Here is a 14,327-nt window from a genome sequence, read left to right on the forward strand (position 1 = left end):
GACAGTCTGAGGTTTTGTGGCCTGTCGCATAGCTGTGGATCACAGTAGGTTGTGACCTGTGACGCCAAACAAGCCCTCGGGGACAGCCCCGGGATACCGGCCTAGGGGGCTTGGGAGGGCGTCGAAAAGCACAAGCGAAAGGAATCCTCACCATGTCTCAACCACGTGAAGTACGCTCGCCGCGCGGAACCGAACTATCCGCCAAGTCCTGGCAGACCGAAGCCCCGCTGCGCATGCTCATGAATAACCTCGACCCGGAGGTAGCTGAGCGCCCCGAGGACCTCGTGGTCTACGGTGGCACCGGCCGTGCCGCACGTAGCTGGGAAGCTTTCGATGCCATCGTAGAGTCCCTTAAGGATCTCGAGTCCGACGAAACCCTGCTCGTGCAGTCCGGCAAGCCGGTAGGCATCTGGAAGACCAACGAGTGGGCACCGCGCGTTCTCATCGCCAACTCCAACCTCGTGGGCGACTGGGCTAACTGGGAACACTTCCGCAAGCTCGAGGACGAGGGCCTCATGATGTACGGCCAAATGACGGCTGGCTCCTGGATCTACATCGCTACCCAGGGCATCCTGCAGGGCACCTTTGAGACCTTCGCAGCTGTCGCTCGCAAGCGCTTCGGTGGCACCCTCGCCGGTACCTTCACCCTTACCGGCGGATGCGGCGGCATGGGCGGCGCACAGCCGCTGTCCGTCACCCTCAACGGCGGCGCTTGCCTCATCGTGGATGTGGACGAGACCCGCCTCAAGCGCCGTCAGTCCAAGCGTTACCTCGATGAAGTTGTCACCGACCTGGATGAGGCTCTTAAACTCGTGCTTGCCGCGAAGGCGGACAAGCGGCCGCTGTCTGTTGGTCTCGTGGGCAATGCCGCAGAAGTATTCCCTGAGGTACTGCGCCGCCAGCGTGCCGGCGAGTTCACCGTAGATGTGGTCACCGACCAGACCTCTGCGCACGATCCGCTGTCCTACCTGCCAACCGAAATCACCGTGGAGGACTGGCACAACGAAGCCAAGGCTGACCCGACCACCTTCACCAAGAAGGCACGCGAGTCCATGGCAGCGCAGGTCCAGGCCATGGTGGAGTTCCAGGACGAAGGCGCTGAGGTCTTCGACTACGGCAACTCCATCCGTGATGAGGCCCGTCACGCCGGCTACCAGCGCGCCTTCGAGTTCCCAGGTTTCGTTCCGGCCTACATCCGCCCGCTGTTCTGCGAGGGCCTTGGCCCGTTCCGCTGGGCAGCGCTGTCCGGCGACCCAGAGGACATCAAGGTCACCGACCAAGCTCTCAAGGAGCTCTTCCCGGACAACGAGCATTTGCACAACTGGCTCGACGCCGCTGAGGAGTACGTCGAGTTCGAAGGACTGCCGGCACGTATCTGCTGGCTGGGCTACAACGAGCGCCACAAGGCTGGCTTGCTCTTCAACGAGCTGGTCCGCGACGGCAAGGTCTCCGCACCAATCGTCATCGGCCGCGATCACCTAGACTCCGGTTCCGTGGCCTCCCCATACCGCGAGACCGAGTCCATGCTCGACGGCACCGATGCCGTAGCCGACTGGCCGCTGCTCAACGCCATGACTGCCGTTTCCTCCGGCGCTACCTGGGTCTCGCTCCACCACGGTGGCGGCGTGGGCATGGGCCGTTCCATCCACGCGGGCCAGGTCTCCGTGGCCGACGGCACCGAGCTGGCCGCCGCCAAGCTGCGCGCGGTGCTCACCAACGACCCGGGCATGGGCGTTATCCGCCACGTGGATGCAGGCTACACTCGCGCCAAAGAAGTAGCCGACGAGCGCGGCGTACGCATCCCAATGGAGTTCAAGGCGCGCGACTAGGAGCGAAAATGACGATGAGCACCCTGTTTACTGGAATCTCTGAACTGCGCACGGTTAGTGATGCGGGCACGCTTAACGACGCCGCCCTTGTGGTCACCGACGGCACCATCTCCTGGGTGGGCCCGGCGGACAAGGCACCTGCGGCTGACGACGCCGTCGACCTCGGCGGCCGTGCCGTCCTGCCGGGCTGGGTGGACTCGCACACCCACATGATTTTCGACGGAGATCGCTCCGCCGAATTCGAAGCTCGTATGGGTGGAGGTACCTACCAAGCAGGGGGCATTGCTGTCACCATGGATGCCACGCGTTCGGCAGGTGAGGAGCGCCTCGAAGCCCTCCTCATCGACCGCATCGCGGCTGCTCACAAGGGCGGCACCACGACGCTGGAGACCAAGACCGGCTACGGCCTTAACACCGAGTCCGAGATTCTCGCCGCACAGGTGGCCTCCCGCCACGTCGACGACGTCACCTTCCTTGGCGCACACCTCGTCCCGCCAGGAGCTCAGGCCGAGTCATACCTCGACGAGGTGGTTGGCCCCATGCTCGACGGCGTCGCCCCGTATGTGCAGTGGATTGACGTCTTTTGCGAGCGCGGCGCCTTCGACGAGGCGCAGTCTCGCCGCGTCCTGGCCGCCGGCATCGAGCGTGGCCTTGGCGTTCGCGTGCACGGCAATCAGCTAGGCGAAGGCCCCGGCGTGGCGCTCGCGGTCGAACTGGGCGCAGCGTCCGTCGACCACGTCAACTACCTCAGCGACGCGGACGTCGAGGCGCTTGCTTCCTCGAACACCGTGGCCACCATGCTGCCTGCCTGCGACCTGTCTACCCGTGAGCCCCTCGCACCGGGCCGGCGTCTGCTCGATGCCGGTGCAACCGTGGCCATCGCCTCGAACCTCAACCCGGGCACCTCATACACTTCGTCGATGAATTTCTGCGTGACCACCGCAGTCTTGCAGCAGCACCTTTCCTTGGATGAGGCGATCCGTGCCGCAACCTATGGCGGCGCGCAAGCCTTGCGTCGCCACGACGTCGGCGGTGGCGTCGACGCCCAAGGCCGCCCAGCCAAGGGCACCATCGTCGAAGGCGCGGCAGGCGATCTCCACGTCCTCGACGCACCCAGCGCCATCCACCTGGCATACCGCCCAGGCATGCCGATGACGTGGCGAACCTACGTGGCAGGAAAACGCGCCTTCTAGAGATAGGCAGCGATGGTCTTGGCCATTTCCTCCTGCCCCAGCGGGGTAGGGTGCATCGGAAACGCACCAGTTTCGGTGCCCGCGAGATCAACCCAGCGTTGATCCGCGGGCGCGCAGCCGGTGTGTTTCTCTATCTCAGGCGGCATCACGTACTGCGCACCGGCGCGCAGCGCAGCCTTTTCCACCTCGACGTTGATTTGTGAAATTTTCAGCGTGAACCACAGCCGGTCCACGTCACTGACCTTGGCGATTTCAGGGCACGTTGCCCCGGTGTCGGCGTCGGCAAGCAACGGCATATATCCCGTGGCAAACACCTTGGCCCGTGGCGCGCGCCGCTCCAACTCCCGGTAGACGCCGTCCAACTTCGCGGGCAGCGCGGCCAGCGCGGCGTCGATTTCCACCCCGTGTAGCTCCGCGCAGTTGAGGCCACTGGTGTTCATGGCGCAGCTGGTCAGAACGCCGAATCCCGCGTCGTTGCCGCCAATCGACAACGTCACCACATCCGTCGTCGAATCCACCGCATCGATTTGTGGCGGCAAATCCGCCCGCGGCCCCAGCACATGATCGGTCAATGCACCCTGGCACGTCAGGTCATTGAGCTGCATCCCGGTGAGCTCTTGCAGCTTGGTGGGGTAGTTGTCCGTGGCGCGCTCGCACCACCGTGGCCCCGAGTGCGGGCCTTGGCGCGTTCCCATCGACGCATAAGAATCACCAAGTGCCACATAGCTGAGTTGTTGCGCCGGCGCGTCCTGCGGGGCGGGGGAATTCTCCGGCGCAGAAGCACACCCGCTACCAGCTAAGACGAGGGCAAGCAGCGGTCCAACAGTTCGCGCGCGGTGGGTCATGCGGGCGATTGTACTGTTTCCTCATCGTTCAAGCCCTCGTGGGCCTCCAAGACGTCGGAAACGACGGCGCCCTGGCAGGTGACGTCGGTAAGCTGCGCGTATAAATCGCCTGCCACAGCGGGGTTGTGTGACCGTTCGGAGCCTCGCTGGTCTATGTGTTTGTGCACACCTTTCGAATGGGTTTAGCTCGTTCAATAGCTAATGCGCAATGTTTAACGTACTGTGGGACGAGCAATGAGCATTACCGATAACGCCACCGGCGGCGTAAACGAGCCGGAAGAATTCAATAAGTCGGAATCTCAGGAAATCTCGCAAGGTGACGTTGAAACCACCGGGGCTGCGAATAACCCTGAGGACACCGGCGCTGAAGATACTTCAGCCAACGACAATTCCCAGGGGTTTGCAACTCTCGGCCTGCCAGAAGAAGTTCAGCAGGCGGTTGCGAAGGTCGGCTTTACTCAGCCATCCCCAATTCAGGAACAGACCATCCCGATCTTGATGGAAGGCCGCGACGTCGTGGGCCTCGCCCAGACGGGTACCGGTAAGACCGCAGCTTTCGCGCTGCCGGTTCTATCCCAGGTTGACCCAGAAGTCCGCCACCCACAGGCGCTCGTCCTCGCGCCCACGCGTGAGCTTGCCCTGCAGGTCGCAGACTCCTTCCAGTCCTTTGCTGACCACCTAGGCCGCATCGAGGTGCTGCCCATCTACGGTGGCCAGGCATACGGCATTCAGCTTTCTGGTCTGCGCCGTGGCGCACAGATCATCGTCGGCACCCCGGGCCGCGTCATCGACCACCTGGAGAAGGGCTCCCTGGACATTTCCCAGCTGCGCTTCTTGGTCCTCGATGAGGCCGACGAGATGCTGAACATGGGCTTCCAGGAAGACGTTGAGCGCATTCTGGAAGACACTCCTGAGGAGAAGCAGGTCGCGCTGTTCTCGGCAACCATGCCGAACTCGATTCGCCGCCTGTCCAAGCAGTACCTCAACGATCCTGCTGAGGTTACTGTTAAATCCGAGCGTCGTACGAACGACAACATCACCCAGCGTTACCTTTTGACCCCGCACCGTCAGAAGATGGATGCGTTCACCCGCATTCTCGAGGTCATCGAGTATGACGCAATCATCGTCTTCTGCCGTACGAAGCACGAGACCGAAGAGGTTGCAGATTCGCTTCGCGACGCCGGCTACAATGCTGCTGCCATCAACGGCGATATCGCCCAGCAGCAGCGTGAGCGCACCGTTGACCAGCTCAAGGATGGCCGCTTGGACATCCTCGTGGCTACCGACGTTGCAGCACGTGGTCTTGACGTTGACCGCATTACCCACGTGGTTAACTACGACATCCCGAACGACACCGAATCTTATGTTCACCGCATTGGCCGTACCGGCCGTGCAGGACGTACTGGTGAGGCAATCCTGTTCGTGACCCCGCGTGAGCGCCGCATGCTGCGCTCCATTGAGCGCGTGACCAACGCTCGCCTTGAGGAAATGGACCTGCCTTCTGCTGACGCAGTCAACGAGAAGCGCAAGGAAAAGTTCTTGGCCAAGATCGGCGAGTCCTTAGGCGATAAGCAGTTCGAGTTCTTCCGCGATATGGTTCGCGAGTACTCCGCTGCCAACAACGTTGCGATGGACGATATTGCTGCGGCACTCGCAGTGCAGCTGCAGGGCGGCAAGGACTTCCTGCTCAAGGAACAGCCAGCGCCGAAGCGCGACCGCCGTGACCGTGACCGCTTTGATCGTGGGGATCGCCGCGACCGTGGTGACCGCGGTGGACGTGGCGGCTTCCGTGACCGCGACCGTGGCCCGCGCCGTCCGGATGGCGACTTTGAGACCTACCGCTTGGACGTGGGCAAGCGCCAGAACGTGCGCCCGGGTGCCATCGTTGGTGCGCTGGCAAACGAGGGCGGCCTGTCCTCCAAGGACTTCGGCCGCATCACCATTGCGGTGGGCCACACCCTGGTTGACCTGCCGAAGAACCTCGACCCGGCCGTGCTGGACCGTCTGAAGGACACCCGCATTTCTGGTCAGTTGATCAACATCGCAAAGGACACTGGCCGCCCGCCGCGCCGTGACTTCGATGACCGCGGTGACCGCGGCGGACGTCGTGACGACCGCCGTGGTGGCTACCGCGACCGCAATGACCGCGGCGGCCGTGGTCGCGGTGGTTACCGTGACCGTGACGACCGTGGCCGTGGTGGTTACCGCGACCGCGACGACCGTGGCGGACATGGACGCCGTGATGACCGCCGTGGCGGTTGGCGCGACTAGTAACGTGAGCTGACGAAGGCGCTGCCTTCCCCGAAACAGGGGAGGTGGCGCCTTTTTGCTGCGCGTATTCGGAGCTTTGTAGCGGGCTCTTTTCTAAAACAACAACCTTGGAAACCCAGAGCCTGAGGTCGCGGATCGTGGCCGTGGTTGGTGCTCGGATGGCGAGCTGGGGTTCTGGGTATCCAGGTCTGGGCATCTAGGTCTGGGTTTCCTAGGGAGGGGAGGGCACCTGGGCCAGGCGCGGACTTACCGGAAAACGCGAAAAGCCGCGAGTCCGAAGACCGCGGCTTGAGTGCTTGGGTGTCCTAGATGAACATCAGGATTGCGCAGATCATCCAGAGCAAGTTGAAGATGCCGGAGAAAGCAGCCAGCTGCTTTTTCGTGCCCTCCACGTCAACAGCGCCAGCGCCCTCGAGTGCGGCGACGGCCTTCTTCTGCTTCGGGATGATCAGGAAGAAGAGCAGGCACCATGCGATGACGGCGAGCAGGATTGCAATGTGGAACTGAATATCGGACTTATATGCAGCCAGGTCAGTCAGGAACACCGCAATACCCAGCACCGGCACAATAGCGGAAATGTAGCCGTAAGTGTTGGTGATGTTGTGCAGAACGCGTGTCGCACCGCTACCAGCCTGATCGCCCTTTGCCGCGTTTAACAGTTGGCCGGGGAATGCAGAGGTAGCAACGCACACCGGACCGATGAGCAGCACTGCTGCGAGGACGTGAAGAATGATCAGAAAACTAGACATGGATGCCTTTCACAAAGTCATGGGGTCACAAGCAGTCTAGCCATTGGGCAGCCGGAAATCGAACCGACACTGCCTGCGCATCGTGCGTACATCTGCAGCTGGAAGGGGCAAATCATATTTGCGTGCCACGGCCGCAAGCCGGCGGGAGTAGTCGCATCGGTTAGCAGGCGGGAGCCACTCAGAGGGCAAAGAGTCAGACTTTGCTTGGTTCAAGGCCTTGTCCGTGGCCACGAGGTTCAAAGGATCGTTGGCAAACTTCGCCTTGCGCTTATTATCCCAACCCCACGCCCCCATGTCCCACGCCGCCGAGAGCGGAAAGACGTGGTCGATTTCCACGGCCGGGGGATTATGCAGCCCGGAGTACGGATCCGCAAGCCCCATTGGCGTCGTCTGTGCAGCGCGAACAGTGTCCTTGGTGGAGGGCAGCCAGCCGCCGAAAAGTTCGCGGTCGTAGCCCAAGATGCGCACGCGCTCCGGGGTAGTGCTCACGCCCAGGGGAGGCCCCGGCGCCCAGAAATTGAGGGCCCACAACGCAGAAACCGCGCACAGTCCGGCCAGATAATAGTGCTTCATGCACTATTTAGACTGAAGCGGACAGGTGCGCGGTTCCGTGGCTATAGAAGCTTGTGGGGGGAAGTTACTTCTGAACCTGCTCAGCAGCTTGCTCGAAGTCTAAGTTCTTGTTTTCTTCCACCAGTTTGGCAAGCTTGGAGGCTTCCTCGAACTCGGCCATAACCTTTGGCTCTGGAGCCTTGGTGACCAAGGAGACCACAACCGTGGTGATAAGGGAGATGGCAAAGCCTGGGACGAGCTCATAAAGGGCGTCGGAAAGCGGCGACATGCCCCAGCCGATAGCCACGATGGCACCGGTCACCATACCGGCAATCGCGCCGGTGGAGTTCAGGCGCTTCCAGTACAGGGACAGCAGCACCAGCGGGCCGAATGCGGAACCGAAGCCAGCCCAAGCGAAGCCGACCAAGCCCAGGATGGAATCGGAAGGATTAATCGCCAGGACTGCCGCGATGACCGCGATGCCCACAACTGCAGTGCGAGAGAGGTTGATCAGCACGTCCTGGGATGGCTTCTTCTTTGCGAAGATGAGGAACAGATCCTCAATCAGCGAGGTGGAAACCACGAGCATCTGGGAGGACATGGTGGACATGATTGCTGCCAGAACTGCAGTCAGAACCAGGCCTGCGAACAGTGGGTGGAACATGACCTGCGCCATGTCCAGGAAGATGGTCTCGTAGTTTTCCTGGTCGGTGATGGAGTGGTTGGTCTGGGTGAAGAAAACCGTGCCGGCCAGCGCAACGAAGACGGCGCCGATCAGGGAAAGCAGCATCCAGCCGATGCCGTAGAAGCGGCCGGCGCGGGCGTCGGAAGGCTTGCGCAGTGCCATGAAGCGCACGATGATGTGCGGCTGTCCAAAGTAGCCCAGGCCCCACGCCAGGTTGCCGATGATGACCGCGGCAGAAACACCGGAGAAGAGCGAGAAGTAGTTGGGGTTCTCAATCACACCGCCCGTGGCGTAGGGATTGTTAGCGGCGAAGCTGAAGATCTGGCCTGGGTCGTCCAAGGCCATGATGGCCATAATCGGGACGATGATGAGAGAAGCGAACATGAGCAAGCCCTGCACGGTATCGGTGTAGGAAACAGCAAGGAAGCCGCCCACGAAGGTGTAGAACACCGTCACTGCCGCGACGATGAGCATGCCGACGAGGTAGTCGCCGCCGAAGGTCGACTCGAAGTAGCGGCCACCCGACACCATGCCCGAAGAGACATAGAAGGTGAAGAAGAATATGATGATCGCCGCGGAAAGAACACGCAGCAGACGGGACTTGTCGTGGAGGCGGTTTTCGAAGAAGGACGGCACCGTAATCGAGTTGCCGGCAATCTCAGAGTAAGAGCGCAGACGCGGCGCCACCCACTTCCAGTTGGCCCATGCGCCAACCAGTAGGCCGATGGCCATCCATAGCTCAGACATGCCTGTCAGGAACAGGGCGCCGGGCAGGCCCATGAGCAGCCAGCCGGACATGTCGGATGCGCCAGCAGACAATGCTGCAACGAACGGGTGCAACCCACGGCCGCCGAGAACATAGTCGTCATACTGATCTGTTTGCTTGTAGCTCCAGAAACCGATGGCGGCCATCGCGAGCAGATAGACAATCATCGCCACGACGTACCAGGTGGAATCTTGCACTGATTTCTCCTCGTAGTTTGAGAGTAGGACCATCCCACGTTAACGAGACGTGGGTAACAACCCAATGCTTTTCTGGGGATTTGTTGGCAAGAAGTTGCCCTGCGCACAGCTGGTTGTAATGTTTTAACAGTGTAAACGCAAAGTTATAACGAGGAGATAACGATTGCGTTCGGCGGCAATAATTGCTCGAAAACCTCAAAACATGCCCCCAAATGGTGCGCTGCTAGACTGGTAGCTATGGCTTCTTACCTTATCCATGGCCTGTGGCTCCCAGTTTCGGGACTTAGTCTATGGATTGAGCAGGTAGAAGGGCACAAAATTGTTATGCCTTCCGCCGTTCCCGAAGGGACCTTTCCTGAGGCAGTCGAAACAATTTTGGGCAAGAAATCCTTCCGTAATCGAGCGCGAGTTTCCTTGCGCACGCCCAAGGGCAAGGACGTCTCCCTCATGGTGCCCATGGCGATGTTTGCGCCCGAGGAGGCCGTGGCCACTCTGGCCAAGCTGGAGTTCCTCGATTCCCTAAGTCAGGCCGCCACGCCCGAGCAGAAGGCAACCATCGCCCCAGACCTGCTGTGGCTTATTCGCGTCTACCGTGGACTTAGCAAGTTTGTGCGTGCCGGACGTGTGACGATCCGCTTGGCCTACCAGGCAGGCGAGTGGTACCCCATGTGGCAGCTGGCCTCTGGTTTGGGTGAGCGTGGCTGGCTCGCGGAGATGCTCGCGGCGGCGCCTGGCATTCTGACAATTAATAACAGGGCCTTGTCCGATGACATGGCGGATGAGCTGACGCACTGGATTGCGTTTATGGTTTTACGCCCGCTTGCCGACGCCCCGCGCCCGGCACCGTGGCACGACTTTGCGCAGGCGATGCTGACGACGTCGCCAGTGAAAAAGGGCCGTGCGCAGCTGCTGCGCGGCCTCAACGAGTGGAAAGACTCGATTACTTCGGTGGACCTGCAGCTCGTCTTCATCGTGGAGGAGCCGCCCAAGGATGAGGACCCTGAGACCTCAGTGTGGCCGATTCGCGTGCAGGTGCGCTCCGGCACCGACGCACCACAGCCCATCGTGTTGGATCAGCTCGATAGGGGCAGCGTGGAAAAGCTACGGAACTCACAGCGCAAGGCTCTGACCTTGGCGCCGCGCCTGCGCGAGTCCTCCGGAATCCCTGACTATGACGCGGGTGACTGGGACGTATTCCTGGGCACTGATGATTTGGTGGAGTTCATCGCCAAGGACGTGTCCGCACTCAAGGCGGCTGGCTTTACCGTCATGCTGCCCAAGGCATGGGCGCACATGGAGACCAAGGCCAAGCTGGAGACCCGCGAGGTCCGCGATCCCGCTGAGGGCTCTACCAAGGCGCACTTGGGCATGGACAAGCTGGTGGAATATGACTGGCACCTGTCCGTAGGCGACACCGATCTGAGCGAAGAAGAGATGCGCCAGCTGGTGCAGTCTAAGTCCGGGCTTATTCGCCTCCGCGGCGAATGGGTCATGGCTGACACGCAGGCGCTGTCCAAGATCTCGGAGTATATGGACAAGCTCGCGGAGACGGCCCGCAAGCGCAAACAGAAGGAGCTCGAGCGTCTGGCCGCTGCCGCAGAGATGGCGCGGAAGCTGGAGCAACCGGGCTGGCAGGCGTTGGTGGCGGACGTCGAAAAACGGCTCAAAGAGTTCAACGACGGTGAGACCGCGCAGGTTTCCGTGGCGGAGCTGCGCGAGCTGGCCTTGCAATCCATGGCTGAAGAACCGGTGGAGTTCACCGGCTCGACGTGGCACGCTTCGCTGCTGGGCGGCATGGACACCGTGGCACCCGCGCGCATCGAGATTCCAGAAACCGTCAATGCCGAGCTGCGCGAGTACCAGCGGCGCGGCGTGGATTGGCTTTATTGGATGTCCCGCAACAATATTGGCGCGGTGCTGGCCGACGACATGGGCTTGGGGAAGACCCTGCAGTTGCTAACCCTGCTTGCTGTCGAGCATCAAGATAACCCCGAGGTCAAGCCCACCCTCGTGGTGGCGCCTACCTCCGTGGTGGGCAACTGGGCGCGCGAGGCCGCGAAGTTCGTCCCGCACCTGAAGGTGCTGGTCCAGCATGGTTCGAACCGACTTAAAGAGACAGAGCTGGTCAAGGCCGCCGAGTCCGCAGACCTCGTCATTACCTCCTACGGCACCGTGGGACGCGACTTCCTCACGCTGGGCAAGGTCGAGTGGGATCGCGTGGTGCTCGACGAGGCGCAGGCGATCAAGAACGCGGCCACGCGCTCGTCGAAAGCCGTGCGTTCGCTGCCGTCGCGCCACCGCATTGCGCTAACAGGCACGCCGGTGGAGAACCGCCTCTCTGAGATGCGCTCCATCCTGGACTTCTGTAATCCTGGCGTGCTGGGCAGCGCGTCCTTCTTCCGCAATCACTTTGCCAAGGCCATCGAGCGCGAGAACGACGACACCATGGCCGAGCGCCTGCGCCTGCTTACCGCGCCGTTTATCTTGCGTCGCCTGAAGACGGACCCGAATATCATCGATGACCTGCCGGAGAAGTCCGAGCAGATCATCACCGTCGCGATGACCCCCGAGCAGGCGGCCTTGTACAAGGCGCTTGTCGACGACGTGCAAAAGGCACTGGAGACACGCGAGGGCATGTCGCGGCGCGGCCTGGTGTTAGCGTCTTTGACTCGCATCAAGCAGATTTGTAACCATCCGGCGCACTACCTGGGCGACGGTTCCTCGGTCACGTTGAAGGGCAAGCATCGCTCGGGCAAGGTCGAGGAGCTTATGCGGATCGTGGACCAGGCGATTGAGTCTGAGGAGCGCATCCTCGTGTTCACGCAGTACAAGGCATTCGGTGACATCTTGCAGCCTTATCTCACCCAGCAGTTAGGGCGCGAGATTCCTTTCCTGCACGGTGGCGTGACCAAGAACAAACGCGACCAGATGGTGGAAGATTTCCAATCCCCGGACGGCCCGCCGGCGATGATTCTCTCGCTCAAGGCGGGTGGCACGGGCCTGAACCTGACGGCGGCGTCGATTGTCGTGCACATGGACCGCTGGTGGAATCCGGCCGTGGAGAACCAAGCCACCGACCGCGCGTTCCGCATTGGTCAGCAGCGCAACGTGCAGGTGTACAAGATGATCACCGCCGGTACTTTGGAGGAGTCTATTCAGGACATCCTCGACGGCAAGATGCATCTTGCTGGCGCCGTGGTGGGCGAGGGCGAGGGCTGGCTCACGGAACTCGATCCCGAGCAGCTGGCCCAGTTGATGAGCTACAAGGAGGCTGACTAATGGCGCGCTATACCTCGGGTAATTCCGGCAAGGGCTCAGAAGATAACGTCATCTACGCCAACTTTGGTGCGCGCAAACGCGTGACCTCCCCGGAGGAGGTAGGCCGCGTCTCGCGCGTGCACAGCATGTCTCCGGCTGCCACGCGCATCGTGTCCTTTGTGAACAAGGACGCGGACAGCGGGCGCATTACGCGCGGCCGGCAATACGCAACTGGCGGTCATGTTGTGGGCCTGGACGTGCGCAACGGTGCCGTTCACGGCAAGGTGGCCGGCTCGCAGAACGAGCCCTTTACCGTCCTCATTCAGGTGCCGTATCGCACTAATGATGACATCGCGACGCTGAGCCAGATGTTTGCCCGCACGCCGAACTCCATTGCTAATGCGCGCGACGGCCTGCTTAGCGAGGAAGCGCTCGACATCCTCATCGCTGAGGACCCAAGCGACATGCGCTTTTCCTGCACCTGCCCGGACCCGGAGTACGTGTGTAAGCACGTGATCGCGGTGGCGGACCGCTTGGCTACCCGCATCGACGCGGATTCCTCCGTCGTCTTTGCCCTGCGTGGGCTCGACTTTGGACGCCTTGAGCAGTCCGTGATGGAACAGGCCAAGGCTGTCTCGGAGGATAGTTTTGCTGGAGCGGGGCTTTCTACCGAGGAGCGCAATGAGCTGTTCTGGGGCGGGCGGCAACTGCCCGATATGCCGCGGCCAAAGGTGGCGCCGGCCGTGGATGATTCGGACCCAGAGTTGCTGCGAAAAGCCATGCGTGCAGTAAGCCATACGAACATAGATTTGCTTCGAGCGGTCTCTGATGTCGAGGACCTCTACTATCATCTGACGCACTGATTCTTAAAAGGGGGAAACTCATGGTCAAGTTCATTCATACTTCTGATTTCCAGTTAGGCATGACGCGGTGGTTTCTGGAGGGGGAAGCCCAGGCACGCTTTAACGACGACCGCATGGAGTCCGTGGTGCGTCTTGGCGAGCTGGCGCGCGAGACGGGCGCGGAGTTCATCGTCGTGGCCGGTGATGTCTTCGAGCATAATGCGTTGAGCAAGAACACGTTGAGCCGCGCGAAGGAGACCTTCCGCAACCTGCCGGTGCCGGTCTACCTCTTGCCCGGCAACCACGATCCACTCGTGGCTGATTCGGTGTTGCGCAAGCCATTTGCTGACAATGTTCACGTCATCGCGGACTTTGCACCCATTGAGTTTCGTCCTGGAGTAGAAATCGTTGGCGCCCCGTATCTGACCAAGCGGGCCAACTATGACTTGGTGCGCGAGGCGCTTGCCCCGCTGGAGCCATACGACGGCGTGCGTATTGCGGTAGGTCACGGCCAGGTCGAGGCGCGCGATTCGGAAGCGGACGTCATCGATCTGCGCTTCGTGGAGGAACAAATCGAGGCGGGCGTCATTGATTACTTGGCCCTCGGGGATACCCACTCCACGCAGGAGCTGGGCTCAAGCGGCCGGGTATGGTTCTCCGGCAGCCCTGAGACCACCGCCTTTGATGACCGCGAGCGTGACTCAGGCAATGCGCTGATAGTGACGGTCGACGGGGGAGAGGTCGACGTCGTCAAGCATCGCGTGGGCCGCTGGCACTTCCGGGCGCTGGAGGCCGACGTGAACTCCATGGAAGACGTGGAGCGTTTCTTGAAGGAAGTCGATGAGCTGCCGTACAAGAGGCGCACGGCTGTGAAATATGGCTTGCGCGGCACCGTGGGGCTGGAGGCGCAGGCGCGGCTCGAGCAGGGACTGGCGGATCTGGAGCCGGTGTTTGCCTCGCTGCGCCCGCGTGAGCGCACCATGGATTTGCACCTTGCCCCGTCGGAGGAGGAGCTGGCCAACCTTGACCTGCATGGATTTGCCGCCGATGCTTTGGCCGACCTGGTGGGCAATCTTCATGACCCGGTTGCGCGTGATGCCGCCAACCTGTTGTTCCGACTTACCGCAAAGGAGGCCTAGG

10 protein-coding genes are annotated in these 14,327 nt (G+C 61.4%); 6 read left to right on the forward strand and 4 right to left on the reverse strand.

Going from position 1 to position 14,327, the window contains the following annotated elements; genetic code table 11:
• Positions 1 to 152: 152 nt before the first annotated feature.
• Together hutU and hutI are read left to right on the forward strand one after the other, a co-directional pair.
• A complete protein-coding gene (hutU, locus tag HMPREF0308_RS11925; protein ID WP_034657592.1) occupies positions 153 to 1,829 on the forward strand; it encodes a urocanate hydratase in 1,677 nt (558 codons plus the stop codon).
• Positions 1,830 to 1,843: 14 nt separating this feature from the next.
• Positions 1,844 to 3,022, forward strand: coding sequence for an imidazolonepropionase (gene hutI, locus HMPREF0308_RS11930; RefSeq protein WP_034657627.1), 1,179 nt, complete (start codon positions 1,844 to 1,846; stop codon positions 3,020 to 3,022).
• Here hutI and HMPREF0308_RS11935 read toward each other — a convergent pair.
• Complete coding sequence (locus tag HMPREF0308_RS11935) at positions 3,019 to 3,867, reverse strand: SGNH/GDSL hydrolase family protein (protein WP_005531971.1); 849 nt, start codon at positions 3,865 to 3,867, stop codon at positions 3,019 to 3,021. The genes hutI and HMPREF0308_RS11935 overlap by 4 nt on opposite strands.
• A gap of 234 nt (positions 3,868 to 4,101) precedes the next feature.
• Here HMPREF0308_RS11935 and HMPREF0308_RS11940 point away from each other — a divergent pair, with 234 nt between their 5' ends.
• Positions 4,102 to 6,138: a DEAD/DEAH box helicase gene (locus HMPREF0308_RS11940; RefSeq protein WP_005531973.1), complete on the forward strand. Its 2,037-nt coding sequence runs from the start codon at positions 4,102 to 4,104 to the stop codon at positions 6,136 to 6,138.
• A gap of 305 nt (positions 6,139 to 6,443) precedes the next feature.
• Here the strand turns inward: HMPREF0308_RS11940 and HMPREF0308_RS11945 are convergent, their stop codons facing one another.
• The 3 genes from HMPREF0308_RS11945 to putP all read right to left on the reverse strand — a co-directional run bounded on the left by HMPREF0308_RS11945 (position 6,444) and on the right by putP (position 9,087).
• Positions 6,444 to 6,887: a hypothetical protein gene (locus HMPREF0308_RS11945; RefSeq protein WP_005531974.1), complete on the reverse strand. Its 444-nt coding sequence runs from the start codon at positions 6,885 to 6,887 to the stop codon at positions 6,444 to 6,446.
• A 36-nt stretch (positions 6,888 to 6,923) separates the two neighbouring features.
• Positions 6,924 to 7,460, reverse strand: coding sequence for an HNH endonuclease family protein (locus HMPREF0308_RS11950; protein WP_005531976.1), 537 nt, complete (start codon positions 7,458 to 7,460; stop codon positions 6,924 to 6,926).
• 64 nt (positions 7,461 to 7,524) lie between these two features.
• Complete coding sequence (gene putP / locus HMPREF0308_RS11955) at positions 7,525 to 9,087, reverse strand: sodium/proline symporter PutP (protein WP_034657628.1); 1,563 nt, start codon at positions 9,085 to 9,087, stop codon at positions 7,525 to 7,527.
• Between the two features lie 237 nt (positions 9,088 to 9,324).
• On the opposite strand from putP, the gene HMPREF0308_RS11960 reads away from it, so the two are divergent.
• Genes HMPREF0308_RS11960 through HMPREF0308_RS11970 form a run of 3 tightly spaced genes read left to right on the forward strand, consistent with a single transcriptional unit; the run spans position 9,325 to position 14,326 of the window.
• Positions 9,325 to 12,366: a DEAD/DEAH box helicase gene (locus HMPREF0308_RS11960; RefSeq protein WP_005531979.1), complete on the forward strand. Its 3,042-nt coding sequence runs from the start codon at positions 9,325 to 9,327 to the stop codon at positions 12,364 to 12,366.
• Positions 12,366 to 13,208 carry an SWIM zinc finger family protein gene (locus HMPREF0308_RS11965; protein ID WP_005531981.1) on the forward strand — a complete coding sequence of 281 codons (843 nt, stop codon included), beginning with the start codon at positions 12,366 to 12,368 and terminating at the stop codon, positions 13,206 to 13,208. Before HMPREF0308_RS11960 ends, HMPREF0308_RS11965 begins: the two co-directional genes overlap by 1 nt.
• A 20-nt stretch (positions 13,209 to 13,228) precedes the next feature.
• Entirely contained in the window at positions 13,229 to 14,326 is a 1,098-nt protein-coding gene (locus HMPREF0308_RS11970; RefSeq protein ID WP_005531983.1) for a metallophosphoesterase family protein, read from the forward strand.
• The last annotated feature ends 1 nt before the right edge of the window (position 14,327 follow it).

The sequence above is a fragment of the Corynebacterium striatum ATCC 6940 genome, from assembly GCF_000159135.1.
Classification (GTDB): domain Bacteria; phylum Actinomycetota; class Actinomycetes; order Mycobacteriales; family Mycobacteriaceae; genus Corynebacterium; species Corynebacterium striatum.

What these genes read in the sequence shown, in the direction of transcription:
- HMPREF0308_RS11950 (WP_005531976.1), bottom strand. Translation starts at nt 7,460, where the DNA reads ATGAAGCACTATTATCTGGCCGGACTGTGCGCGGTTTCTGCGTTGTGG.
- HMPREF0308_RS11965 (WP_005531981.1), top strand. Translation starts at nt 12,366, where the DNA reads ATGGCGCGCTATACCTCGGGTAATTCCGGCAAGGGCTCAGAAGATAAC.
- HMPREF0308_RS11935 (WP_005531971.1), bottom strand. Translation starts at nt 3,867, where the DNA reads ATGACCCACCGCGCGCGAACTGTTGGACCGCTGCTTGCCCTCGTCTTA.
- HMPREF0308_RS11960 (WP_005531979.1), top strand. Translation starts at nt 9,325, where the DNA reads ATGGCTTCTTACCTTATCCATGGCCTGTGGCTCCCAGTTTCGGGACTT.
- HMPREF0308_RS11945 (WP_005531974.1), bottom strand. Translation starts at nt 6,887, where the DNA reads ATGTCTAGTTTTCTGATCATTCTTCACGTCCTCGCAGCAGTGCTGCTC.
- HMPREF0308_RS11970 (WP_005531983.1), top strand. Translation starts at nt 13,229, where the DNA reads ATGGTCAAGTTCATTCATACTTCTGATTTCCAGTTAGGCATGACGCGG.
- HMPREF0308_RS11940 (WP_005531973.1), top strand. Translation starts at nt 4,102, where the DNA reads ATGAGCATTACCGATAACGCCACCGGCGGCGTAAACGAGCCGGAAGAA.
- hutI (WP_034657627.1), top strand. Translation starts at nt 1,844, where the DNA reads ATGAGCACCCTGTTTACTGGAATCTCTGAACTGCGCACGGTTAGTGAT.
- hutU (WP_034657592.1), top strand. Translation starts at nt 153, where the DNA reads ATGTCTCAACCACGTGAAGTACGCTCGCCGCGCGGAACCGAACTATCC.